The organism is Streptomyces sp. NPDC001787 (assembly GCF_040297465.1).
Classification (GTDB): Bacteria; Actinomycetota; Actinomycetes; order Streptomycetales; family Streptomycetaceae; genus Streptomyces.
In genome coordinates this window covers 58,856-82,815 of record NZ_JBEOZE010000019.1, presented here as the reverse complement: position 1 = coordinate 82,815, position 23,960 = coordinate 58,856, and the positions used below count along the sequence as shown (strand labels likewise).

Below are 23,960 nucleotides of genomic sequence, written 5' to 3'. Positions count from 1 at the left end.
ATTGTGAGTATAGGTAACAATGAGCTATGCTCTTCGAATCCTGACATGCGTCTGTGTCTCAAGCCCGGCGAAGGAGCACATGAAACCCGACGTACCTACGTGGACACCCCCGCCCGGGGATGCCGCCCAGCCGCCCGCCGAGCTGCGCCGCATCTTCCGGCTCTTCCGTCCCTACCGCGGCCGGCTCGCGCTGGTCGGGCTGCTGGTCGGCGCCTCGTCACTGGTGTCGGTCGCCTCCCCGTTCCTGCTCCGCGAGATCCTGGACACCGCGATCCCGCAGGGACGCACGGGGCTGCTCACGCTGCTCGCCCTCGGCATGATCCTCACCGCCGTGATGAACAGCGTGTTCGGCGTCCTGCAGACCCTGATCTCCACCACGGTCGGCCAGCGGGTCATGCACGATCTGCGCACCGCCGTCTACACCCAGCTCCAGCGGATGCCGCTGGCCTTCTTCACCAGGACCCGCACGGGTGAGGTGCAGTCCCGCATAGCCAACGACATCGGTGGCATGCAGGCGACGGTCACCTCCACCGCGACGTCGCTGGTTTCCAACCTCACCGCGGTCATCGCCACCGTCGTCGCCATGCTGGCGCTGGACTGGCGGCTGACCGTGGTCTCCCTGCTCCTGCTGCCCGTGTTCGTCTGGATCAGCCGCCGCGTCGGCCGGGAGCGCAAGAAGATCACCACGCAGCGCCAGAAGCAGATGGCCGCCATGGCGGCCACGGTCACCGAGTCCCTCTCGGTCAGCGGAATCCTGCTGGGCCGCACCATGGGCCGCTCGGACTCCCTCACCCGGGGATTCGCCGAGGAGTCCGAGCGGCTGGTCGACCTGGAAGTGCGCTCCAGCATGGCCGGACGGTGGCGGATGTCGACGATCGGCATCGTCATGGCGGCCATGCCCGCCGTCATCTACTGGGCCGCAGGTCTCACCCTCCGGTCCGGTGGCACGGCCGTCTCCATCGGCACGCTGGTCGCGTTCGTCTCGCTCCAGCAGGGCCTGTTCCGTCCGGCCGTGAGCCTGCTGTCCACGGGTGTGCAGATGCAGACCTCCCTCGCGCTCTTCCAGCGGATCTTCGAGTATCTCGACCTCGACGTGGACATCACCGAGCCCGAGAACCCGGTCCGTCTGGAGAAGGTCCGCGGAGAAGTCGCCTTCGAGGACGTCGACTTCAGTTACGACGAGAAGAGCGGCCCGACCCTCACCGGCATCGATGTGAAGGTGCCGGCGGGCGGCAGCCTGGCCGTCGTCGGGCCCACCGGCTCCGGCAAGTCCACCCTCAGCTATCTGGTGCCCCGCCTGTACGACGTCACCGGCGGCCGGGTGACGCTGGACGGCGTCGATGTGCGGGACCTGGACTTCGACACCCTCGCCCGCGCGGTCGGCGTGGTCTCCCAGGAGACGTATCTCTTCCATGCGTCGGTCGCGGAGAATCTGCGCTTCGCCAAGCCGGACGCCACCGGTGAGGAGATCGAGGCCGCGGCGCGTGCCGCGCAGATCCACGACCACATCACGTCCCTGCCCGACGGGTACGACACGCTGGTCGGCGAGCGCGGGTACCGCTTCTCGGGCGGCGAGAAACAGCGGCTGGCGATCGCCCGCACGATTCTCCGGGACCCCCCGGTGCTGATCCTCGACGAGGCGACCAGCGCCCTGGACACCCGTACGGAACACGCTGTGCAACAGGCGATCGACTCCCTCTCGGCGGGGCGCACGACGATCACCATCGCGCACCGGCTCTCCACGGTCCGCGACGCGGACCAGATAGTCGTCCTGGACGGCGGCCGAACGGCCGAGCGCGGTACGCACGAGGAGCTGCTCGGCCGGGGCGGGCGCTACGCGGCCCTGGTCCGCCGCGACGCCCAGCCCGTCCCGGCGGTGTCATGAGCTCCGGCGGTGTCATGAGCTGCGGAAACGGCAGCGCCGCCGCTCCCGTGGGACGGGGAGCGGCGGCGCCGGTGGTGCGATGGTCAGACGAGCCAACCCACGAAGTGGACGATGCCGGCAAGCAGGTTGGTGAGGAAGTTCATCTGGTGCTTCTCCTTGTTGCGTGATGCATATGTGGGACTGCGCAGTCGCGGTCTGCAGCCCGTTGCCTGCGCTCTGTAATCATCAGGCCCCGCACCGGAGTTGAGCAACGAAAATCGATACGATCACACGTTCCAGCGAACACCCGCTCCCTTGTTCGTGCGTTCTGTCTGTTCGGGCGCTGTTCGTGTCGTCGATGCCGAGGTCCGGGACGAGGGCGGCGGTGCGGGTTACCGTGCCCGCATGGTGAACGAGTCCCCGGACGTTCGGCCCCGCCGTGGAATGCGTCCGACGCGACGCGGACGGCTGGTCCTCCTGGTCGGCGCGGTGCTCGTCGTGGCGGCGGCCGTACTGATTCCCCTGCTGCTGATCAGCGGATCGGAAGAGAAGAAGCCGCAGCCGCGCACACTCCTGATTCCCGAGGGCCGACGGGCCTCCCAGGTGTACGAGGCCATCGACAGGGCCCTCGGTGTCGCGGCAGGCACCACCGGGAAGGCGGTGCCGACCGCGGGCCTCGCACTCCCGGCCGAGGCCCGGGGCAACCCGGAGGGGTACCTCTTCCCCGCCACGTACCCCGTCGATTCCGGCACCACCCCCGAGAGCCTGCTGCGCTACATGGTGGACACCGCCCTCAAGCGTTTCGGCGCGGACCACATCACCGCCGGGGCGCAACGCAACAGCGTCTCCGTCTACCAGACGGTCACGATCGCCAGCGTGGTGCAGGCCGAGGCCGACACCGGGACCGACATGGGCAAGGTGGCCCGCGTCGTCTACAACCGGCTGGCCCGCGACATGCCCCTCCAGATGGATTCCACGCTCAACTACGCGCTGAAGCGTTCCACCCTGGACACCACGACCGGGGACACCCGGATCGACAGCCCGTACAACAGCTACGAGCACAAGGGACTGCCGCCGACGCCCATCGGCAATCCGGGGGAGCAGGCCATGAAGGCGGCGATCAGCCCGACGCCCGGACCCTGGCTGTACTTCGTCACCGTCAAGCCGGGCGACACCCGCTTCACCGACAGTTACGCGGAGCAGATGAAGAACGTCGAGGAATTCAACCGCAACCGCCGCGCCGCCACGCCGGGCTGAGCTGTCACGACGGTCCGAGCCGTCACGGCGGGCCGCCACGCCGGGCTGACCAGTGCCCCGCGGGAGCGGGAGTACGCAAGCCGCTTCCGGACGGCTCGGGTCAGGCGGGAACGGCCGCCGGGGCCTCCTCGCGTCCGGCCCCGTCCAGCAGGCGCCGGACCGACCGGACCGCCGCCCGCCCCGCCCGGTTGGCGCCGATGGTGCTGGCGGAGGGGCCGTACCCCACGAGATGCACGCGCCCGTCCCGTACGGCCCGGGTGTCCTCGGCCCGGATGCCGCCTCCCGGCTCGCGGAGCTTCAGCGGCGCCAGATGGTCGACGGCGGGCCGGAAACCGGTCGCCCAGAGAATCACATCGGCCTCGACCGTCCGCCCGTCCTCCCAGGCCACCCCGGTCGGCGTGATCCGGTCGAACATCGGGAGCCGGTCGAGAACCCCTTGTTCGCGGGCGCGCCGGACGGCATCGGTGAGCGGCAGGCCCGTGACGCTCACCACGCTCTGCGGCGGCAGCCCGCGCCGTACCCGCTCCTCCACCATCGCCACGGCGGCCCGCCCCTGCTCCTCGCCGAAGGGCCCCTCCCGGAAGACCGGCTCCCGCCGCGTCACCCAGTACGTCGCGGCGGCGACCTCGGCGATCTCCATCAGGTGCTGAGTGCCGGAGGCGCCGCCACCGACGACGATCACGCGCTGACCGGCGAACTCCCAGGGCCCCGGGTAGTCCGCCGTGTGCAGCTGGCGCCCCAGGAAGGTTTCCTGCCCCGGGTAGCGCGGCCAGAAGGGCCGGTCCCAGGTACCCGTCGCGTTGATCAGCGCACGTACGGCGTAGGTGCCCTCGGAGGTCTCGACGAGCAGCCGCCGGCCGTCCCCCTCGCGCACGGCGCTCACCTCGACCGGGCGGTGCACCCGGAGCCCGAAGCGGTGTTCGTACGCCTCGAAGTACTCACCGATCACCTCGGACGAGGGCCGGCTGTCGTCGGCACCCGTCAGCTCCATCCCGGGCAGCGCGTGCATCCCGTGGACCTTGCCGTACGTCAGTGAGGGCCAGCGGAACTGCCAGGCGCCGCCCGGACGGGGCGCGTGGTCGAACACCACGAAGTCCCGGTCCGGCTCCAGGCCGGAGCGCCGCAGATGGTATGCGGCGGACAGCCCCGCCTGCCCGGCGCCGATCACGGCCACGTCCAGCTCGCGCACCCCAAATTCGTTCACGCTTCTACTAACTGCGGGGGGTTCCTGGATCTTCCCGCCCGGAGGATCCAGGAACCCGGCTCCGGCATCCCGCGGCTCAGCGCCCCCCGGCCACCAGCAACGGTGCCCCGCCCGGCGCGGATGCCGGACGGCCACGGGCCCCGGGAACCCCCAGCAGCGGGGAGGCCGGGACGGTCGACAGCAGCCCGCGGGCCGCCAGCTCGGGAGTCACGCCCTCACCGAACCAGTACGCCTCCTCCAGATGCGGATAGCCGGAGAGCACGAAGTGCTCCACGCCCAGCGCGTGGTACTCCTCGATCCGGTCGGCGACCTCCGCATGGCTGCCGACCAGTGCCGTACCCGCACCGCCCCGCACCAGGCCGACGCCCGCCCAGAGATTCGGCGAGATCTCCAGGTTGTCGCGCGAGCCGCCGTGCAGCGCCAGCATCCGCCGCTGCCCGACCGACTCGCTCCGGCCCAGTGCCTGCTGCGCCGCCGCGACCGTCTCGGGGTCGAGATCCCCGAGCAGCCGGTCGGCCGTCGCCCAGGCCTCGCGCGAGGAGTCCCGCGAGATGGTGTGCAGCCGGATCCCGAAGCGCACGGTGCGCCCCTGTTCCTCCGCCAGCCCGCGAATCCAGTCGGTCTTCTCCTTCACGGCGGCCGGCGGCTCGCCCCAGGTGAGATAGACATCGGCGTGCGCCGCCGCCACCGGCCCGGCCGCCGCCGACGAGCCGCCGAAGAAGATGTCGGGCAACGGGTCCGGCGGCAGGGCCGTCAGCCCGCCCTCCACCTGATAGTGCTCCCCGTCGAAGTCGTACGGGCGTCCGCTCCACGCGCCCCGCACCACCGAGAGGAACTCCGCGGTCCGGGCGTAGCGGCGGTCGTGGTCGAGATGGTCCCCGAAGCGCCGCTGCTCCGTGGAATCACCACCGGTCACCACATTGAGCAGCAGCCGTCCCCGTGTGATCCGCTGGTAGGTCGCGGCCATCTGGGCGGCCAGCACCGGCGAGATCACCCCGGGCCGGAACGCCACCAGGAACTTCAGCCGCTCGGTGTGCTGGGCCAGTGCGACCGTGGTGAGCCAGGCGTCCTCGCACCAGGTGCCGGTGGGCGTCAGCACGGCCTCGAAACCCAGCTGCTCCGCGGCCTTCGCTATCTGCGCCAGATACTCGATGTCGGGAGCGCGCACCCCGGACACCGGCGTGATCCGGTCGCGCCCGATGCCGCCGTCCGTGTAGGCGTGGCGGTCGACGAGGGTCCGGCCGTCGCCGCCGGTGGGCAGGAACCAGTGCAGATGAACGTTCACGAGGAGGCCTTTCGGTACGAGCGGGGAGCCGCGGACGACGGGGGGAGGCCGCGGTTGAAACGGGTGTCGACGTAGTCGGCGAAGGAGAAGCGCCGGGGGATCAGCTTCAGCTCGGCGAAGGTGTCGGCGATCCGCTGCTCGGAGGCGATCGCGGCCGCGTCGACGGCCACCGGGACGCGGGTTCCGTAGGAGAGCCTCACGGCGTCCAGCGCCACCTCGTACGGCAGGCCCGTCTCCTTCGCCCAGACCCCCGCCCAGGCCTCCGGGTGCTCGAAGACCCATTTCTGCGCGCGCTGGAGGCGGACGAGCAGATCCCCGATGGCCCTGGACTTCTGCTCGTCCTTGAGGGCGCCGGGCGAGGCCACCTGGAATCCGAGCCCGTTGACCACTCCCTCACCCGTGGTGAGCACCCGCGCGTCGGCGGTCCGCAGGATCTGCGAGGTGTACGGGTCCCAGATCGCCCAGGCGTCCACCTTGCCCCGGCTGAACGCGGCGAGCGCGTCGGCCGGCTGGAGGTACTTCAGCTCCACGTCCGGGATGCCGAGTCCGGCCTTCTCCAGCGAAGCCACCAACTGGTAGTGCGCGGAACTGCCCTGGGCCACGGCGATCGACTTGCCCCGGAGCTGGGCGGGCCGCCTCAGCGGGGAGTCCTCGGGCACCACGATGGCCTCGCCCGCCGAAGAACCGTGGGTGGCTCCCACCACGACGATCTTCGAGCCGGAGCCCGCGGCGAAGACGGGAGGTGTATTGCCCACTCCGCCCACATCGACCGCCTGGGCACTGACGGCCTCCAGAAGGGGCGGGCCGGAGGTGAAGGTCGACCATGCGATGCGGTAGCCGAGATCGTCGAGCTCACCGGAGGCCCGCAGGATGGCCTCGTAACCACCTTTCTGATCACCGACATCGAGGACGAGACGGCCCTTGCCGTCGGTGCTGTCCGAGGTGGTGGCGGAGGAGGCGCCGCCGCAGGCGGCGAGCAGCAGGGTGAGGGGCAGGAACAGCGCGGGCAGGGTACGTCGTCTCATGATCACTCCGAAGAGGTCCGTCCGGGGGTGCGCCGGGCCGTACGGGGACGGGGAAGAGGGAGGGGGAAGAGGGAGGGAGCGGGGGCGGGGCGGGGCTCAGACGGCCTTGTGCGCTGCGGCATCCGGACCCTCGACACCCAACTCGGCCAGGAGCCGGGAGCGCAGAGCGGCGAACCCGGGGGCGCCGGCATCGCGTGGCCGGTCCAGGGCGACCGGAGCGTCGTACGCGATCCCCCCGTCCCGCATCACCAGCACCCGGTCGGCGAGCAGCAGCGCCTCGTCCACGTCGTGGGTGACCAGCAGCACCGCGCAGCCGCGCCGCTGCCAGAGTTCGGCCACCAGGCGCTGCGCCCGGATCCGGGTCAACGCGTCGAGCGCGCCGAACGGTTCGTCGAGCAGCAGCAGGTCGGGCTCCCGGGCCAGGGCTCGGGCCAGGGACGCGCGCTGGGCCTCCCCGCCGGAGAGCGTCCTGGGCCAGGCCCCGGCCAGCCTCCCGAGTCCGACCTCCTCCAACGCCCGTTCCGCGACCGCTCGTCCGGGCTTTCCGGGCAGTCCGAGCAGGACATTGCGCCAGACCCGCTTCCAGGGCATCAGCCGGGGTGTCTGGAAGGCGACGGCCCGTCGGCGGGGCACGAGAACGGTGCCGTCGATCTCCCGGTCGAGACCGGCAAGCACCCGCAGGAGCGTGGACTTCCCGCAGCCGCTGCGCCCCAGCAGGGCGGTGAACTCCCCGGCCCGCAGGGTGAGATCGAGACCGTCGAGGACCGGGCGCCCGTCGAAGACGCGGGTCAGCCCCGCGACCCGTACGGCGGCATCCGGTCCCTCGGGCCGGGCGGGGATACGGGTGGTCACTGGCCCGTGAAGGTCGGTCGCCATTGCAGCAGCAGCCTTTCGAGAGTCCGGACGACGGCATCGGCGGCGAGGCCGAGGAAGGCGTAGACGACCAGGCAGACGACGATCACATCGGTGCGGAAGAACTCCCGGGCCTGGTTCATCAGGAAGCCGATCCCCGCGTCGGCGTTGACGGACTCGCCGAAGACGAGCGCCAGCCAGGCGGTGGCGAGGGAGTACCGCAGTCCGGTCATGGCCCCGGGCAGTGCTCCCGGCAGCACCACATGACGCACCATGGCCCACCTGCTGAGCCCCAACGACTGGCCCGCCTCGATGAGTTGGGCGTCCACGCCCCGTATGCCGGCATAGACGTTGAGGTACAGATGGAAGGTGACCCCGAGTGCGACGAGCGCCACCTTCGGAGCCTCACCGATGCCGAGCCAGATGATGAAGAGCGGTATCAGCCCCACCCACGGGACGGTGCGGAGCATCTGTACGGTCGCGTCCACGAGGTCCTCGCCCAGCCGGGACAGCCCCGAGACCAGCGCGAGCGCCGTTCCGGCCACTCCGCCGAGCAGCAGACCGGCGGCCACCCGCTGGAGCGACACCGCCATGGCGGAGGGCAGTGTCCCGTCAGCGATCAGACCGGACCCGGCCCGCGCGATGGTGCCGGGCGAGGCGAGCACATCGGGGTGCAGAACGCCCGTGGCACTGAACACCTGCCACAGGGCGAGCAGCAGCAGCGGACCGACCGTTCGGCGCAGCCGGCGCGGAACGGACCGCAGACGCGTCCCGCGGGCGGACGAAGGGAGTACGGGTTCGAGATCCGGCGGACCGGCCCTCGGGCCGGAGGACGCGACCGGATCGATGGGCGGGCCTGGTGGTGGGGCGGAAGCGGGGGCATGGCCGAGGGTCATGAGGGCTCCACGAGCAGTCCACGGACAGGGGCGGGGAACAGCGGAACGGCGCCACCCGCGTCCTACGCACCCGCACCCCCGCTACGGCGGTGGCACAGGCATCACGCCACGGTCCCGGCGGACCGGGACCCGGTGGGGGCATGTAGGGCGAAGGGGCGCGCACCCGCTCGGAGCGGTGGAACGGAACGCCCGGTCAGAACGGGCGGAACATGCGCTGGGAGAACGTCAGCAGCCGCGGCGACACGCGGCGGAGGCCACCCGCAGCAGGTCGATGTGACCGCGCGAAGTGAGCAGAGCTGATCGGAACATGTCGCTGAACGTAGCGACGCGCTGCGGAACCGGTCAATGGCGTCTCGGCACGTGGACGTGCCGTCTTGCCGCTCGGGCGGGAGGATGAAGCCATGGCCGACAGCTTCACCACCAGTGTTCTGCACATCACCACCGGCTCCACGGAGACCGTCACCGACCTGACCCATGACTGCGAGGTTTTCCTCACCCGCACCGCGAACGGCCGGGACGGTCTGCTGAACGTCTTCGTGCCGCACGCCACCGCGGGAATCGCCGTCCTGGAAGTCGGCGCGGGCAGCGACGACGACCTCCTCGCGGCCCTGCACACATTGCTGCCCGCCGACGAACGCTGGCAGCACCGCCACGGCAGCCCCGGCCACGGCCGCGACCATGTGCTGCCGGCCCTCGTCCCCCCGCACGCCACCCTGCCGGTCATCGCCGGACAGCTGGCACTGGGGACCTGGCAGTCGGTGTGCCTGGTCGACACGAACACCAGCAATACCGACCGTGACGTCCGGCTGAGTTTCCTGGGCTGACCAGGATCGTTCGCGAGGGTCCCGGAGCCGTCCGGTTCTTGGTGGCTCTGAGCGATCGAACGGGGGGCGCGTCGCAGGGTGAGGACCTGGATGTGCTCGAACAGCCATCGGGCCGTGCGCTCGGGTGACGCCAGGTGCCGGGCGCGCACTGCCACCCGTCTCGAAGGGGATTCGAGAGGCGGACAGCACGCGCGGACCTGCCATCCCGTGCACCGGCATGCCACCCCGTGCACCGGCGTGCGACGGCGGGCACGGGGCAGGCGGGGCAGGGGGCTGAGAGCGCCGTGAAGTGGCGGCGGACCACCGGCGGACCGAACCTGAATGGGCGGGGCACCCGCCCGGCGAGACGAGCAGAGACATGAACCTGGCTGTCCCACCTCGTGGAGGTTTTCGATGACAACGGTGTGCCCGGGGCGTGGACACGCACGGTGGATCGCCCACCACCACGTCGGGGCGACGGCCGGCGACCGGCCCGGTGAGGCCGCCGTGCGGCACGCCCGGGACGCGGGGCGCGGTGGACGGCAGGCACTCCTGGTGTACTCCGGACTCCGCGATGTCGAGGAGACGTTCCGGAGGCTCGCTGCCACCGGTCCGCGCCGCTCGGCGACGGACCGGGCCCGCGTACCCTGCGGTCCTGCGGCACTCCGACGACCGCCGCGGCTGCGGGCCCAGGGCCTGACGGGCGCCGACGAAGACGCAGAGGAACCGGTGGTCGTCCGTGCCGAACGCAGCTGACCGTGCCAGGCGTATGACCGTTGTCCGCGATGGTCCGATTCTGATCGACGGGCCGGTGGAGATCGTCCAGGAGGACGGCACGATCGCCGCTTCCGACCGGTTCGTCGTCGCCGTCTGCGCCTGTCGGCGCAGCCGCGCGTACCCCTGGTGCGACACCAGTCACCGCAGACGTACGAAGCCCTCCGGCGCCGGCCGCCGCGAGGACTGCGACCGGCCGTCCGGCAGCGACCCGAAGGGCTCCCATGACGGTGACCCCCACTGACCACAGCCCTGCCGGCCCGGCCGTTCCCACCTCCCGGGGACCGCTGTCGGCAGGTCTGTTCGCAGCCCTCGCCTCGCCGCGGCAGGCACCTCCCGGGGTGGACGAGGCCGCAGCCGCCGACCCGTACGGGGAGGATCTGCAACTGGCCCTCTACGTACTCTACGAACTGCACTACCGGGGCTTCGCCGACGTCGCCGAGGACCGTGAGTGGGACCCGGTGCTCATGCCGTTGCGCCGGGCGCTCGAACAGCGTTTCCTCGGCGCTCTGCGGGCAGACGTCCCTTCCGGACGCTCGACGGACGTGGTCTTCGGTGAACTGCTGGCCGAACCCACCGACCCACGCGGCGGTATCGCCCACCATCTGGAGCAGGAGGGAGAGCTGTGGCAGATCCGCGAACACGCGGCTCTGCGCTCGCTCTACCACCTCAAGGAGGCGGACCCGCACGCCTGGGTGATCCCCCGGCTGCGCGGACGGGCCAAGGCCGGCATGGTCGCCATCGAGTACGACGAGTTCGGCGCCGGGCGGGCCGAGGACATTCATGCCCAGCTCTTCACCGAGCTGATGGATGACCTCGGTCTGAACACCCGCTACGGCCACTACGTGGAGGTGGCCCCCGCCCCCGCCCTCGCCGTCGTGAACGTCATGACGCTGTTCGGCCTCCACCGAGCCCTGCGCGGAGCGATGGTCGGCCATTTCGCCTGCGTCGAGGTCACCTCGTCGCCCGGATCCCGTCGGCTCGCCGCGGCGATGCGCCGCACCGGTGCCGGACCCGCGGCCGAACGCTTCTACACGGAGCATGTCGAGGCGGACGCCGTGCACGAACAGGTCGTACGCCGGGAGGTGATCGGCGGGCTGCTCGCCGAAGAGCCGCACCTGGACTCCGAGGTGGCCTTCGGAGCCGACGCCACGGTGCACCTGGAGCGCCGACTGGCCTCTCATCTCCTGAACACCTGGCGGACCGGAAAGTCGGCGCTGCGCAACGGCGTCGGTGCCGCCGGCCCGTGCTCTCGCTCTCGTCGGCACCCTGTCATCGCGCCCGACGCCCCGTAGGGGGCCTGTGCGCCCCTGCGCGGGCTCGGGCGGTTGTCCGCCGCGGGAAAGGAGCGCGCAGGCGCCGCGCCGGGAGGTCTCCCGCTCTCCCGGGTTCTCGGCCCGCCGCTGTGTGCTGCGACGATCCAGGGATCTGCGATCATCGTCAGGGCCTCGTCGTGTGCGGCACGGGAGCGGCCCCGGGCTCCTTGTTCGTCACCCGCTTCGCTCTGCCGTACTGCCCTGCGGCTAGTTTGTGTGCGGAACAGGTACGCGGGCCCGTGGTGGCAGAGACGCACGGGGAACGGGAGGTCGGGAAGAGTGTCGCTGCGCGGAGGTGATCCGGTCGAGATCGGTGGCTATCCACTGGAGGCTCGGCTCGGCTCGGGTGGCATGGGCACGGTCTTTCTGGCCCGTACGAGTTCGGGGCGGCCTGTCGCGATCAAACTGATCCACCAGCAGTTCGCGGGGGACGACGAGTTCCGCATCCGTTTCCGGCAGGAAGTGGCGGCGGCGAGGCGGGTGAGCGGCGCGTTCACCGCCGCCGTGGTCGATGCCGCCCCCGAGGCCGACCAGCCGTGGATGGCGACGACCTATATCGAGGGGCTCACGCTGGCCCAGCACATCGCCGCTGAGGGCCCGCTGGACGGCGCGGAGCTGAGAAGGCTCGCGATCGGGCTGGCGGAGGCGCTGCGCGACATCCACCGGGTGGGGGTCGTCCACCGTGACCTGAAACCCTCGAACGTCGTGCTCTCGCCCGAGGGCCCACGCGTCATCGACTTCGGCATCTCGCGCGCCGTGGACCAGCAGACGCTGACGATGACGGGGCGGGTCATCGGTACGCCGCCCTTCATGTCGCCGGAGCAGTTGCAGGCGCCGCGTGGTGTGGGGCCGCGGTCCGACGTCTTCTCGCTGGCGACGCTGCTGGTCTACGCGGCGACGGGGCACGGGCCCTTCGACGCGGACAGCCCCTATATGACGGCGTATCAGGTGGTGCACGAGGAGCCGTCGCTGGGCGCGGTGCCGGTGGCTCTGCGCGCGGTCGTCGAGTCCTGCCTGGACAAGGAGCCGGAGGGACGTCCCTCCGCGGACGAACTCCTCGTACTGCTGCGGGACCTGCCGGCCGACCTCGGCGGGACCGCCGCGAACGGGGTTGTCACGGGCCGCACCCGCGACATGAACACCCAGCATCACGTCGCGGCGGAGGACACCCCGGTGCCGGCGACCGCTCCGGCCGCCACCCCGGTACCGGCCACCGCACCGGCCACCGCTCCGGCTGGTCCCGCGACCGGGAGCACCGGTACCCCCGTCGGCCGCCGCCCGCACCGCCGATGGCGCCCGGTGCTCGCGGCCGCGGTCGCGGTGGCGGCGATCGGCGGGGGAGTCGCCGCGCTGAAGGTGGGCGACCTCGGGGGGAGCGGCGGCGACAAGGGCGACAGCGTCGCGGCGCCGGGTGCCGCACTCCCGGACGGCTTCGAACCGTGGCGCAGGACCGTGCACGGCGGTCGCGAGGACATCCCCGACGAGCTGCGCTGCCTCGCGCACGGCGACGCGCTGTTCTGCGGTGGCGGCAGCGTGGTCGCGACCCGTATCGGCGCCCTGGACGGCGCGCCGGTGTGGACGGTGAAGAGCCCGGGTGTCCCCGTCCAGGGCATGCACCTGGTGGGGGCCACCGACGACACGGTGCTCGGCTACCGCTTCGCCGCCCAGGACGCCCCGCAGGACCCTCCCAGCGAGGTGGTGGCCCTCGACGCGAAGAGCGGCCGGGAGCTGTGGTCCGTGCCGTCCGGCGCCCAGTCGCAGGCCGTCACGGGCCGGACCCAGGACGCCCTCGTGGTCGGCTCCGCCGTGGTCACGGTCGACGCCTTCAACTCCCGCTTCGAGGCCCGGGACGCGCACAGCGGTGAGGTCACCTGGACGACGTCGTTCCCCGCGGGCGAGCGGTGCGCTCCCGTCCCCCTGGACGCACAGCTCCTCGCGATGTGCGCCACCGACGAGGAGCTGGATGCCTCGGAGGTGTACCACTCCACCCTGCACACGGTCGACCGCGCCTCGGGGAAACTGGGCAGTCCCATCGCGGTCGACGGCCCCGCCGTGCCGATGGGTGTCGCCGACGGCGAACTCGTGCTCCTTCAGCGGCACATGGAGGGAACGGCGCCGGCCGGCTACGACGGGGTGGCGCGGGTCGACCCGGCCTCCCGGAAGGTCACGTACTCCCGGCTGGCCAGGGCATTCGAGGGAACGCCCGGCATGGCGGACGGCACCGTCTACGTGAGCGGACAGACCGGTCTCATCACCGCGCTCGACCCCGCGACCGGCCGGAAGAAGTGGTCGCGCCAGACGGCCGTGGAAGGTGCGTCGGGCCCCGTGGCGGGAGCCGACGCGCTGTACTTCAGCTCGGCCACCGGCCGGGTGGTCGCGCTGTCGCCGGACGACGGCAGGGCCCTGTGGACAACGGATCCGCAGGCCGACGGTCTGACGGGCGAGCAGGGCGCGAGCCCGCGCGTCACCGTCGCGGGGCGTGCGGTGATCGTGGCCGCGGCCGAGAACACTGTCTTCGCCTTCGACGCGCGGAAGCCGCCGGCATCGGGCTGACCCGGCGTCACCGGACACCGGCCGCCTTCCTGCCCGGACGGGGTCATCCGGTCCTCGGCGTTCCCCCGCCCCTCCGCCGTCCTGCACGACTCCCCGTCCTGCACGACTCCCCCTTCCCCATGACTCCGGAGACACCGCCATGCCACGCGTCCTCCTCGTCGAAGACGACCCCTCCGTGCGCGAGGGCGTCGAGATCGGGCTGCGCCGGCGCGGGCACGAGGTCCTCGCCGCCGCGACCGGCGAGGCCGGTCTGGAGGCACTGGGTGCCTTTCGCCCCGATCTCCTGCTGCTCGACCTGATGCTCCCCGCCATGAGCGGTGTCCAGGTGTGCTGCCGGGTACGCGAGACCAGCCAGTTACCGATCATCATGCTGACCGCGCGCGGCGACGACGTCGACATCGTCGTCGGCCTGGAGGCGGGTGCGGACGACTACATCGTCAAGCCCGCCCGTACCGAGGTCATCGAGGCCCGCATACGTGCGGTGCTGCGCCGCATCGACAGTCCGGCCGGCGCGAGGCCCGCCGTCGAGCACCACGGCGAACTCGACATCGACCGCGCCGGCCACACCCTCCTCAAGTCGGGCGAGCGGGTGGCCCTCGCGCCCTCCGAACTCAAGCTGCTGCTGTACCTGTCCGCGGCGCCGGGACAGGTCTTCAGCCGGCAGCGGCTCCTGGAAGAGGTCTGGGAGCACAGCTACCACCATGACGTCCGTCTGGTGGACGCCTGTGTGCGCCGGCTGCGCGCCAAGATCGAGGACCCGTCCCGCAGCCCCCGCTACATCCAGACGCTGCGGGGCTTCGGCTACCGTTTCGGACCCCTGTGAGGATGCCCGGAGCGACCGCCGCGTTCGGGCTGCGCACCCGGCTGGTGATCGCGTTCCTGCTGGTGGCGGCGGTCAGCGCGGTGACGACCGCCGCGTTGACCTATCGAGAGGCACGCAGCGCGGTCCTCGTGCGTGCGCAGGACACGGCGGTCGCCTCCTTCCGCGAGGAGGCCGAGCGGTTCGTCCCCGGCCTGCCGCTGGACCCGGATTCGCTGAAGTGGGACCTCTACGACATCGCGGCGCGCGCCAAACCGCATCCGTGGATCGTCTTCGCCGAGTACGGCTCGTTGCGCGCCTCCTCGGGTGACCGGCCCGTCTCCGGCGTTCTGTCCGCGGAGCTGCGCCGCGCGGCGCTCACCTCGCCGCACGGCAGCTTCGAGCGGGTCGTCAGGGACGGGAAGGCGTATCTGACGATCGGGATGCCGGTGATGACCCGGGTCGTGGCGGGCGGCGGCGCGGTGCCCAGTGGCCTGGTCCTCTTCGCCGTGATGCCCATGACGAACGAGGAGGTGGACATCGACGCCCTGGTGACCGCCGCCCGCCACGGGGCGCTGCCGGGACTGGTGGTGGCCCTGGTGCCCGCACTGCTCGCGGCGCGCAGCGTGCTGCGCCCCGTCCGCGAACTGCGTCGCGCCGCGAACTCCATGGGCGGCGGGCAGCTCGACACGCGTATCCCGGTGCACGGCCGGGACGAAATGGCCGACCTGGCCAGGACGTTCAACGAGTCGGCAGCCCGCCTCGAACGCTCCGTGCAGGAGTTGCGGGACGCCGGGACGCGGGCCCGGCGCTTCGCCTCGGACGTCTCGCACGAGTTGCGCACCCCGCTCGCCGCGATGCTCGCCGTCACGGACGTGGTGGACGAGGACGCCGGGACACTCGCCCCGGACACCGCTCGGGCGGTGCGCCTGATCAGTGCCGAGACCGGCAAACTGGCCGTACTGGTGGAGGACCTGATGGAGATCTCCCGCTTCGACGCCCGTGCGGCGGAGCTCAACGCCGACGAGGTGGACGCGGCGGAGGCCGTGCGCAGCACCCTGTCCGACAGACAGTGGCTCGGCCGGGTCCGCGCGGAGCTGCCCGACGGTCTGCGGATCCGCCTCGACCCGCGCCGCTTCGATGTCATCGTGGCCAATCTGGTCGGCAACGCCCTGCGCCACGGTGCCGAACCCGTCACTGTGCGGCTGTCGGCACACGGGGGCGTGCTGATCACCGAGGTGCGCGACAGCGGCTCCGGGATCGCGCCGGACGCGCTGCCGCACATCTTCGACCGTTTCTACAAGGCGGACGCCGCACGCTCCCGCTCGATCGGCAGTGGTCTCGGACTCGCGATCACCGAGGAGAACGTGCAGCTGCACGGCGGCACGATCCGCGCGGACAACGCGCCCGGCGGCGGCGCCCTGTTCACCGTGGAGCTGCCCTTCGACGGGCCCGCGTCCCGGAGCGGCACACCGGAGGTTCCCCCGCCCGCGCACGGGGGCACGAGGCCGGCGGACGGCCGCGACCGGACGGAGGCCACCGCGTGAAGAGGCCGGTGAACCACGGGCGTCGAGCGGGCCGGCTCGCCGCCGCGCTGCTGGTGCTCGCCGGTGGCCCGCTCGCCGGCTGCGGTATCCAGGAGACGGCCGTGATCGAGGCCGGCAGCCCGGTTGTCGCCGATCTGCTTCCCCCGCGCGAGGGGCGCGTGCTGGTGTTCTTCTTCTCGCCCGGCAACGAACTGCTGCCCGTGCCACGGGTCGTCGCATCGCAGTGGCGCGACGGCGCCGCTGTTCCCGCAGGCCCGGACGAGCCGTACGGACGGGCCGGCCCCGGGGGTCCGCCCCCGGCGGGTGAGGACGAACCCCTCTCGCCCTTCGCGGCCGTCACCGCCCTGCTCGCCGGACCGGACAGGGCCGAACGGCGGGCCGGGCTCCGTAGCGCTCCCTCGCTGCCCCGTACGGCATCGGCCGTGGTCCGGATCGTGCGGGACGGCCCCACCGTCGAGGTCGAGCTGCGCCTGCGGGTGACAGGGCTGACCGCCCCCGCCCGCGACCAGATCGTCTGCACGGCCGCGTACGCGGCCGATGCGCAGGGAGCCGTGTCCGTACGTCTGGTCGGGCGGGAAGGACGCCTCGCCCCGGCCGACTGCCCCGTCCGACCGGTGCCGGCGCCGGCACGCTGAGCCGCGGCGGAGGCCGAGCGAGCAGGCCGGGCACCGGCGACGAGGAGACCGATCGGGCCGTCCGGCGGACCGCACAGGAAAACAGCGGCCCGCCGGAACCTCCGTTCCGGCGGGCCGCTCTCCTCAACTCACCCGGGGCCGTACGCCGCCGGTCGGGGTCTCACCCGATCGTGCGCCGCCCGTGGGCTCTGGCCCCGGGTTCGCCTCACTTTCCGAAGAAGGCGTTGTGGATCGTGACCGTCGACCGGTTGCCGGCCTTGTCGGTCACGACGGCCTTCAGCGAGATCGCCTTGTCCTTCGCCGGGGCGCGCACCGTGATCTTGTCCGCGCTGACCGGGACGGACAGCCACGTCGTTCCGTCGTACGACACCTGGACCCGCAGGGTCTTCAGGTTGGCGCCGGCCGCCGCTCCCTGTACCGCGACGGGGAAGGTCTGCTTGCCCCCCGCCGGGACGGTGGAGTCCGGCGCGAGCTGCGGCAGGAAACGGACCGTGGAGACCGGCAGCTCGGCCGGGCTCGCGGTGTGGGCCGAGTCGAAGGTCCACGAGGCGTCGATCCGGGTCCCGGTGCGGTTGATCGTCCGGTTCCGGCTGATGGTGGTCGACACCGTGTACGTGGCGGAGTCCGCCGGCAGCGTGAAGGGCTCCTCGTCGATGGCGGCGTTCTTGCGCACGTACAGCTCGCCGTTGCGGTGGATGGTGGTCTCGGCACTGGCGTACCGGGCGAACCCGGAATGGCCTGCCCCATCACTGACCAGCGGGAACGCGCCGTAGATGTCGTCGCCGTCGCGTACGATCCCGTCGCCCGCGTTCATCCGCGGACCCGGAACACCGATGTTGAAGTCCTCGGTGTACGTCTTCCCCGCCACGAACCGCTGCGGCGCGCCGAGTTCGTACGCCGAGTCCAGGGAGCGGTAGCCCGTCGGGTCCTTCTCGCCCAGGACACCCGCGACGATGTTCCAGGAGGCTCCGTCGGCCGTGGACAGATAGACCTTCCGCGTGCCCGGTGCGGGCAGCAGGGAGTAGGGGGCGTCGACGCCGCCGCCGTAGTCCAGGATGCCGTGCGCCGCGATGACGGCGTCGAGGCCGGGTACGGAGGAGCCGATCCTCGTCTTCACCAGGGCCATGTCCTTGGCCGCGTAGGTCTTGCTGTAGCCGGTGGCCAGCTCGCGGACCGGGCCGCCGGTGAGGACGTTGTATTCGCTGGTGCCCTGCTCCCAGTTCGCGGACCACTGCTGGGCGAGGGCGCCTTCGTCCATCCTGGGACCCTGGTACGCGGTGCGCAGGTTGTCGAAGCCGCTGAACTCGCCGCCCTCGATGATGAAGGTCTCGGGCGTGCTCAGGGTGTACATCATTCCGGCGCGCGTGAAGCGTGCGGCCGCGTCCGGCACCTTGAAGTCCACGGGCCGGGTGGTCCGGGCGTCCAGGGTGACGGTGGTGGGACCGGTCACCGAGAGCTGCGGGTTGTTGATCAGGTCGGCGCCCTTGTGCGGGGCCGCGGGGTCGACCAGCATGTCGGCGGCGAGGCTGTAGGTGCCGCGCGGCAGCCGGACCGTGGTGGAGCCCGAGGACAGGTCCGGGAAGAACCGCTGGCCCGCCGCGGATTCGCGGTAGCCCTTCAGGTCGGCCTGCCAGCCGGTGCTGGGCGCACCGTCCCGTCCGATGGTCTTGAAGGTGACCTCGTACGACTCGCTCTCCCGCTCCACCGCCACCGCGGTGCGCACGGCCTGGCCGCCTCCGGACGCGACGACGGTGGCCGAGTACGAGCCGTCGACCGTTCCGCCGAGCCGGGTGTCGGCCGTCAGGTCCACAGCGGCGGTGCCGCCCGCCGGGACCGTGACCCGCTGCGCTTCGAGGCTGAAGAACCCGGCCGGGGCGGGCTTTCCGTCGCCGCCGAGGGGCGCCTCCAGCGACAGGTCCAGCGTCACCTCGGCGGTGCCGTTGTTCCTGTACGTCACCTGCTCGGTGACGGGTGTGTCGTCGGTGTGGGGCCACTGCTGGGTGCCCAGACTGACCGAGCCCGGCTCGGAGACGAGGCTCTGGTCGATCGCCCTGTCGACGGCGAGCCGGCCCGCGCCCTGCTGGAAGACCGTGTGGGAGCCGCCCTTGGCCGAGCCCGTCAGGACGGCCTTGATCTGTGCGCCCGTCCAGGTGGGGTTCTTCTGCTTGAGGATCGCCGCGGCGCCCGCGACGTGCGGGGTCGCCATCGACGTACCGCTCTGGCTGACGTAGCCCGGGGGGCTCTGGTCCGGGACGCCGGCCGCCGCGGCGGCCGTGATCTCCACGCCCGGCGCGGTGATGTCGGGCTTGACGGCGTTGTCCCCGGTGCGGGGTCCGACGCCGGAGAAGTCGGCGATCAGGTCGTCGTCGTCGACGGCGCCGACCGTCAGGGCCGCGTCGGCGCTGCCCGGCGAGGCGACGGTGCCCCGCGCCGGTCCGCTGTTGCCCGCGGCTATCGCGAACAGGACGCCCTTCTCCGCGGAGATCTTGTTGACCTGGGCTTCCAGCGGGTCGATTCCCGCGGTGTCGGGGCTGCCCAGGCTCATGTTGACGATGTCGGCACCCTGCGCGACGGCCCAGTCGACCCCCGCGAGGATGCCGGAGTCGTCACCGACGCCGTGGTCGTCCAGCACCTTGGCGCTGATCAGCCGGGCCCCGGGCGCCACGCCCTTGAACCGGGCGTCCTTCGCTCCCGTACCGGCCGCGGTGGAGGCCACATGCGTGCCGTGTCCGACACGGTCCTTGGCGTCCGGGGAGGCGCTGAAGTTCTGCTCCGCCACCACCCGGCCCGCCAGATCCGGGTGGGTGGCGTCGATCCCGGTGTCCACGACGGCGATCTTGACACCCGTGCCGTCGTACGAGCGGGCCCAGGCCGCCGGGGCGCCGATCTGACCGGTGCTGTGGTCGAGCGACGCCTTGCGCACGCCGTCCAGCCAGATCCGCGCGATGCCGGAGGTCGTGGCCGCCGAACCGTCGCGCTGCCGACGGGTCAGGGCGTCCCACAGCGTGCCTGTGCTGTCGGTGGCAGCCGCGGTGGTGACGGCATCGGCGTCGAGGGCCGACAGCGTCCGGCGGACGGTGGTGCCGTCGGACGAACGCACCCCGGCGCGGGCGGACTTGGCCGCCGCTCCCCGGTAGCCGACGATCACTTTGAGCCCGGCCCGGTTCGCCTTGCGGCTCTCCGGCCCGGCGAGTGCGGTGATGTCGAACAGCCGCTGGTCCAGCGTGCCGTCGGCGATCAGCCGCCGGGCGTCACGCGGCACCACGTAGGTACGGCCGCCGTAGGTCTGGGTGAAGAAGGGGATGTCCTCCCGGCCCTTCGCCCGCTGGATACCGCCGACCCGGCCGCGGGAGTCCACGAGGACCCGGTCGCCGGTGATCAGGGTGACGGTGTGCGTGGCACTGCCGGCTGTCCCCGAGTCCTTGGCGCTGACCGGGGACGCCGTGTCCGGGCCGCCGGGCCGCGCCGCCGCCGGGCCGGTCATGCCCGCGGTGAGGACGACGGCGGCCGCGGCGACGACGGCGTACGCCTTCTTTGATCGTTTACGCAAGATTGCCCCTGCTCAGGAGTGGATCGGGCGGGCGAGGGCCCGGCCCGCACCGGGGCGTGCTCGAATATGCGTACGACCCCGGGGCTCTGAAGTATGCCGAGGCGGTTCGAAGGCACTCAATGATCGTTGTGTAACAGCTGGTTCGGCCCGGTCCGGCCCGCTCGCGAGGGTCTGTCCGCCCCGGACCGGCGGGGTCCGGTGGACGCGAACGCGGGCCGGACCGACCGTCAGGTCAAGGGCGGTGTCCGGACGGACGCGGCCGGCCGCCCCGGGAACGGGGCGACCGTCCGCCCGCCGGCCGGCGCGTCGAGCCGTCCGGCGTCGTCGTCCGGCGTCGTCGTCCGGGAAGAAGGCCGGCCGATGTGTCCGGCCGATGTGTCCGGCCGATCCTCAAGACGCCTGGCCGGGATCGTCACCGCGACCTCGGACAGCGCCTGACGAGCGGGTGCGGATGAGGCGGTGGCCCGGTGGCCGCCGCGGCCTCAACTCGGGCCGGACGCCCCGCCGCCGCCGAGGAGGTTGTGTGCCGTGAATCCGAGCAGCCGGCGCGCGGCCGAGGTGTCGACCGGCGCCGTGCGGCCCGGCAGCGGGCGCCGCAGCACGGTGGTGGGGTGGTAGCGCCGCAGCAGTTCCTCCGTGGGGTACGGCACGATGATCTCGGGGGCGCAGAGGTGTACCGCGTGCGCCGCACGGCCGGGTACGTCCAGGGCCAGCAGGGCGGCCCTCGCCGCGTCGTGGACCTCCAGGTAGGTCCACAGCTCCCGCGCCCCGGCGCCGGGGTCGGCCGTGAGGCGGGCGGCCTGCGCGTGCAGCCGTTCCTCGAAGCCGCCCACGAACGGATAGCGCAGGCACACCACGCTCATCCCGTGCCGCCGTGCCATCATCCGCGCCGTCAGCTCGTCGACCTGCTTGGAGAGGCCGTAGGGGTCGGCCACCTGGGAGGCCATCGCCTCGTCGACCGGTGCGTACGCTGGATGCGGATCCTCGGCGTCCGTCCAGGGCAGGCCCGTGACCCCCCAGGAGCTCGCCACCGCCGCGTGCCGGATCCCGGCCAGACCGGCCTCCTCCAGGACGGTGAAGGTGGCGAGGCTGTTGCCCCCGAAGACCTCAAGTGCGGTGTTGCGCGCGGGAGTGGGGATGGCCGCCAGATGGATGACCGCGTCGGCGCCCTCCAGGGCCGCCCGTACGGTCTTCGGGTCGGTCGCGTCGCCGGTCACGACCAGGCGCGCCGCGAGGTCGCCGGGATCATCGAGGACCAGGGCGTTCGCCTCGATCCCGCGCTCGGCGAGCAGCGCGAGGACCGCTCGCCCGATCCGCCCGGCGGCCCCGGTGACCATCGCTCTGACGACCATCCAGTCACTCCCTGCGTCGGTTCTTCTACTCGTAGGCGCGCACGGCGACGATGTGCGCCGACGCCGCCCCGTTGGTGGCTTCGACGACGATCCGGATCGCCGATGTGGTCAGCGGCTCCGCCGGCGTGTGCGTCAGCCGTCGCCGCCGATTCTGCGCCACATGGGCGATTTCGCGCCAGTTACCGTCGGTCTCCCGTGCCTCGACGCGGTAGTCGCGCAGGAGGGTGGGGAGGGTGTCGAAGGGGGTGCGGTGGTGGTGCAGGTTGATCAGGTCCTCGTTGACGTCGTCGTCGGCGATGACCTCGATCCGGCTCAGGGTGACGGGTTCGGGCCAGGCCAGCTCCAGCCAGGGGGAGGGGGCGTCGGCCAGTGGCGCGGAGACCCACATGTGCGGTCCCGCGTACGGGCGGGCGTAGCCGTCGACGACCCTGGCGGGGGAGTAGGCCGCGCTCCGTCCCGCGCGGAAGCAGAAGGTGCGGCGCAGCAGACCCTTGTCCGTCCACTCGCGCAGCAACTGCGGTGATTCGTCCGACGGGCGCGGCGGGACATGGGTGAAGCACAGAACGCCGGGGGTCGGCCGGTCGGAGCGGTGCAGGGCGAGGGCGTCGTTGGCGCGGACGACCAGGAAGGCGTTGCGCGGGGTCTCGGGAGACCAGTCCAGGCCGGTCCTGAGCCACTGGCGGGCACCGGCGGCGACGGGCAGGGTGGTGGAGCCGACGAGGCGGCGCGGGACGTAGTTCTGGCCGAGTTCGGGGTCGTACAGGTCGATCACGATCTCGGTGTCGCGGTCGGCGTCGATGAGCAGTTCCACCCCGCAGAGGTCCGGGTCGGCGGGGAGGACGAGTCCCGCGTCCGCCGTGAGCGGCCATCGCTCGTCGGACTCCTCGACCGCCAGGCCGCTCAGGGTGGACGACGCCGTGACCGTCGCCCGCAGGGCCAGGTCGTCCGGGTCCGTCGAGGCGAGGCCGATGAGCGAGGCATCCTGGCGCAGCAGCGCCCGGTGCAGCTCGGGTACGGGGAGTTCGCGCGGGGTGACCTCCCCGGTGGCGCAGAGTGCCGCCGCCGTACCGGCCGCCTGGCCGATGGTGGCGCAGGTCGCCATGACCCGGGTCGAGCCGAAGGCGACATGGCTGGCGGAGATGTTGCGCCCGGCGAAGAGCAGGTTCTCGGTGTTCACCGAGTAGAGGCTGCGGTACGGAATGTGGTAAATGCCGTCCGCGTAGAGCTGTCTGGCGCCCGCTTCGGTGGCATACATGCCCTGCGGCGGATGCAGATCGATCGACCAGCCGCCGAAGGCGACCCGGTCGGCGAACTCGGTCTGGCCGAGGATGTCGCCCTGGTGCAGGACGTAGTCGCCGAGGAAGCGCCGGTACTCCCGCTTGCCGGGGACCGAGCCCACCCACTCCAGGGTCATGTTCGCCGCGTCGAACTCGCCGGAGTTCTTGATGTGGTCCCAGATGCCGTAGATCACCGACCACAGTTCGTCGCGGATGCGCTCGTTGTCGTGGACGGTGTCGAGCTCGCCGCCGAACTCGATCCACCAGTACGCGCAGCCGTTGTCGCCCGCCTTGATGATGCGGCGCTGCGGGATCGAGGTTTCGGTGATGTCCTTGGCGAAGTCCGGCGGCACGAACTTGACCGGGCGGCCGGCGTCCTTCGTGTAGAAGAGGAGGGTCGAGCCCAGCGTGATGCCGTCGGCCGTCTCCGGGGCCCATGCCTCGTCGTACTCGGCGCGGGATTCCCGGCCGATCCGGTGGTGGGCGCCCGCCAGGTGGCCGATCAGGCCGTCTCCCGTGCAGTCGAGGAAGTGGGAGCTCTCGAAGCGTATCCGCCGCTCCGAGCCCATCATCCAGCCGGTGACCGAGGTGATCCGCCGGGCCTCGTCCGGGCCTTCGGCGTCGACCTCGCGCACGTCGGTGTTGAGGTAGAGCGTGATGCCGGGCTCGGCGCGCACGGCGTCCAGGACCACGGCATCCCAGTAGTAGGGGTTGCCGTCCGGATTGCGGAACTGGTTCTCCACGAGCAGCTCGCCCATGATGCCGCCCTCACGGGCATGGTGATTCTTGCCGTGGCCGGTCGCGCCGCACACCCATACCCGGACCTCGCTGCTCGCGTTGCCGCCGAGCACCGGCCTGTTGTTGATCAGCGCCACGCTCCGGCCCAGCCGGGCCGCGGCGATCGCCGCGCACACCCCGGCCAGGCCGCCGCCGACGACGGTGATGTCGTGCCGTGCGGTTTCGTTCCTCAT

The 23,960-nt window shown here is 71.9% G+C and carries 19 protein-coding genes; 10 read left to right on the top strand and 9 right to left on the bottom strand.

Annotated features, from left to right (window positions below; all coding sequences use genetic code 11):
- Positions 1-79: 79 nt before the first annotated feature.
- Entirely contained in the window at positions 80-1,885 is a 1,806-nt protein-coding gene (locus ABT170_RS24625) for an ABC transporter ATP-binding protein (RefSeq protein WP_351870802.1), read from the top strand.
- Between the two features lie 384 nt (positions 1,886-2,269).
- Complete coding sequence (gene mltG, locus ABT170_RS24620; protein WP_329943117.1) at positions 2,270-3,121, top strand: endolytic transglycosylase MltG; 852 nt, start codon at positions 2,270-2,272, stop codon at positions 3,119-3,121.
- Between the two features lie 100 nt (positions 3,122-3,221).
- On the opposite strand, the gene ABT170_RS24615 is transcribed toward mltG, so the two are convergent.
- From ABT170_RS24615 to ABT170_RS24590, 6 genes are all read right to left on the bottom strand, one after another.
- Complete coding sequence (locus tag ABT170_RS24615) at positions 3,222-4,325, bottom strand: NAD(P)-binding domain-containing protein (RefSeq protein WP_351870798.1); 1,104 nt, start codon at positions 4,323-4,325, stop codon at positions 3,222-3,224.
- Between the two features lie 76 nt (positions 4,326-4,401).
- Positions 4,402-5,610 carry an LLM class flavin-dependent oxidoreductase gene (locus ABT170_RS24610; RefSeq protein ID WP_329943119.1) on the bottom strand — a complete coding sequence of 403 codons (1,209 nt, stop codon included), beginning with the start codon at positions 5,608-5,610 and terminating at the stop codon, positions 4,402-4,404.
- A complete protein-coding gene (locus ABT170_RS24605) occupies positions 5,607-6,635 on the bottom strand; it encodes an ABC transporter substrate-binding protein (RefSeq protein ID WP_351870795.1) in 1,029 nt (342 codons plus the stop codon). The genes ABT170_RS24610 and ABT170_RS24605 overlap by 4 nt, the downstream gene beginning before the upstream one ends.
- A 96-nt stretch (positions 6,636-6,731) precedes the next feature.
- Positions 6,732-7,511, bottom strand: coding sequence for an ABC transporter ATP-binding protein (locus ABT170_RS24600; protein ID WP_351870792.1), 780 nt, complete (start codon positions 7,509-7,511; stop codon positions 6,732-6,734).
- Complete coding sequence (locus tag ABT170_RS24595) at positions 7,484-8,383, bottom strand: ABC transporter permease (protein ID WP_351870790.1); 900 nt, start codon at positions 8,381-8,383, stop codon at positions 7,484-7,486. Before ABT170_RS24595 ends, ABT170_RS24600 begins: the two co-directional genes overlap by 28 nt.
- Positions 8,384-8,608: 225 nt before the next feature.
- On the bottom strand, positions 8,609-8,692 hold the full coding sequence (locus ABT170_RS24590; protein ID WP_350692898.1) for a putative leader peptide: 84 nt from the start codon (positions 8,690-8,692) through the stop codon (positions 8,609-8,611).
- A 92-nt stretch (positions 8,693-8,784) separates the two neighbouring features.
- Between ABT170_RS24590 and ABT170_RS24585 the strand changes: the two genes are divergently transcribed.
- From ABT170_RS24585 to ABT170_RS24550, 8 genes are all read left to right on the top strand, one after another.
- Positions 8,785-9,207, top strand: a complete 423-nt coding sequence (locus ABT170_RS24585; protein WP_329943123.1) for a YjbQ family protein — start codon at positions 8,785-8,787, stop codon at positions 9,205-9,207.
- A gap of 393 nt (positions 9,208-9,600) precedes the next feature.
- Positions 9,601-9,942 carry a class I SAM-dependent methyltransferase gene (locus tag ABT170_RS24580; protein ID WP_329943124.1) on the top strand — a complete coding sequence of 114 codons (342 nt, stop codon included), beginning with the start codon at positions 9,601-9,603 and terminating at the stop codon, positions 9,940-9,942.
- 13 nt (positions 9,943-9,955) lie between these two features.
- On the top strand, positions 9,956-10,204 hold the full coding sequence (locus ABT170_RS24575) for a CDGSH iron-sulfur domain-containing protein (RefSeq protein ID WP_329943125.1): 249 nt from the start codon (positions 9,956-9,958) through the stop codon (positions 10,202-10,204).
- On the top strand, positions 10,185-11,255 hold the full coding sequence (locus ABT170_RS24570; RefSeq protein ID WP_351870785.1) for an iron-containing redox enzyme family protein: 1,071 nt from the start codon (positions 10,185-10,187) through the stop codon (positions 11,253-11,255). Before ABT170_RS24575 ends, ABT170_RS24570 begins: the two co-directional genes overlap by 20 nt.
- A gap of 300 nt (positions 11,256-11,555) precedes the next feature.
- Positions 11,556-13,829: a serine/threonine-protein kinase gene (locus tag ABT170_RS24565; protein WP_351870782.1), complete on the top strand. Its 2,274-nt coding sequence runs from the start codon at positions 11,556-11,558 to the stop codon at positions 13,827-13,829.
- A gap of 139 nt (positions 13,830-13,968) precedes the next feature.
- Entirely contained in the window at positions 13,969-14,652 is a 684-nt protein-coding gene (locus tag ABT170_RS24560; protein ID WP_329943128.1) for a response regulator, read from the top strand.
- Positions 14,653-14,654: 2 nt separating this feature from the next.
- Positions 14,655-16,175: an ATP-binding protein gene (locus ABT170_RS24555; RefSeq protein WP_329943129.1), complete on the top strand. Its 1,521-nt coding sequence runs from the start codon at positions 14,655-14,657 to the stop codon at positions 16,173-16,175.
- Complete coding sequence (locus ABT170_RS24550) at positions 16,172-16,810, top strand: hypothetical protein (protein ID WP_351870777.1); 639 nt, start codon at positions 16,172-16,174, stop codon at positions 16,808-16,810. The genes ABT170_RS24555 and ABT170_RS24550 overlap by 4 nt, the downstream gene beginning before the upstream one ends.
- Before the next feature lie 205 nt (positions 16,811-17,015).
- On the opposite strand, the gene ABT170_RS24545 is transcribed toward ABT170_RS24550, so the two are convergent.
- The 3 genes from ABT170_RS24545 to ABT170_RS24535 form a co-directional block, all read right to left on the bottom strand.
- The gene (locus tag ABT170_RS24545; RefSeq protein WP_351870774.1) at positions 17,016-20,360 is read right to left on the bottom strand and encodes a S8 family peptidase; all 3,345 of its coding nucleotides are present in this window, start codon (positions 20,358-20,360) and stop codon (positions 17,016-17,018) included.
- Positions 20,361-20,842: 482 nt separating this feature from the next.
- On the bottom strand, positions 20,843-21,712 hold the full coding sequence (locus tag ABT170_RS24540; protein WP_351870771.1) for an NAD-dependent epimerase/dehydratase family protein: 870 nt from the start codon (positions 21,710-21,712) through the stop codon (positions 20,843-20,845).
- Positions 21,713-21,737: 25 nt separating this feature from the next.
- Complete coding sequence (locus tag ABT170_RS24535; RefSeq protein ID WP_351870768.1) at positions 21,738-23,960, bottom strand: FAD-dependent oxidoreductase; 2,223 nt, start codon at positions 23,958-23,960, stop codon at positions 21,738-21,740.

Bases quoted from the DNA above. Each gene is read 5' to 3' on its own strand.
- ABT170_RS24625 (WP_351870802.1), top strand. From the start codon at position 80: ATGAAACCCGACGTACCTACGTGGACACCCCCGCCCGGGGATGCCGCC.
- mltG (WP_329943117.1), top strand. From the start codon at position 2,270: ATGGTGAACGAGTCCCCGGACGTTCGGCCCCGCCGTGGAATGCGTCCG.
- ABT170_RS24605 (WP_351870795.1), bottom strand. From the start codon at position 6,635: ATGAGACGACGTACCCTGCCCGCGCTGTTCCTGCCCCTCACCCTGCTG.
- ABT170_RS24600 (WP_351870792.1), bottom strand. From the start codon at position 7,511: ATGGCGACCGACCTTCACGGGCCAGTGACCACCCGTATCCCCGCCCGG.
- ABT170_RS24595 (WP_351870790.1), bottom strand. From the start codon at position 8,383: ATGACCCTCGGCCATGCCCCCGCTTCCGCCCCACCACCAGGCCCGCCC.
- ABT170_RS24590 (WP_350692898.1), bottom strand. From the start codon at position 8,692: ATGTTCCGATCAGCTCTGCTCACTTCGCGCGGTCACATCGACCTGCTG.
- ABT170_RS24585 (WP_329943123.1), top strand. From the start codon at position 8,785: ATGGCCGACAGCTTCACCACCAGTGTTCTGCACATCACCACCGGCTCC.
- ABT170_RS24580 (WP_329943124.1), top strand. From the start codon at position 9,601: ATGACAACGGTGTGCCCGGGGCGTGGACACGCACGGTGGATCGCCCAC.
- ABT170_RS24575 (WP_329943125.1), top strand. From the start codon at position 9,956: ATGACCGTTGTCCGCGATGGTCCGATTCTGATCGACGGGCCGGTGGAG.
- ABT170_RS24570 (WP_351870785.1), top strand. From the start codon at position 10,185: ATGACGGTGACCCCCACTGACCACAGCCCTGCCGGCCCGGCCGTTCCC.
- ABT170_RS24560 (WP_329943128.1), top strand. From the start codon at position 13,969: ATGCCACGCGTCCTCCTCGTCGAAGACGACCCCTCCGTGCGCGAGGGC.
- ABT170_RS24555 (WP_329943129.1), top strand. From the start codon at position 14,655: ATGCCCGGAGCGACCGCCGCGTTCGGGCTGCGCACCCGGCTGGTGATC.
- ABT170_RS24540 (WP_351870771.1), bottom strand. From the start codon at position 21,712: ATGGTCGTCAGAGCGATGGTCACCGGGGCCGCCGGGCGGATCGGGCGA.
- ABT170_RS24535 (WP_351870768.1), bottom strand. From the start codon at position 23,960: ATGAGGAACGAAACCGCACGGCACGACATCACCGTCGTCGGCGGCGGC.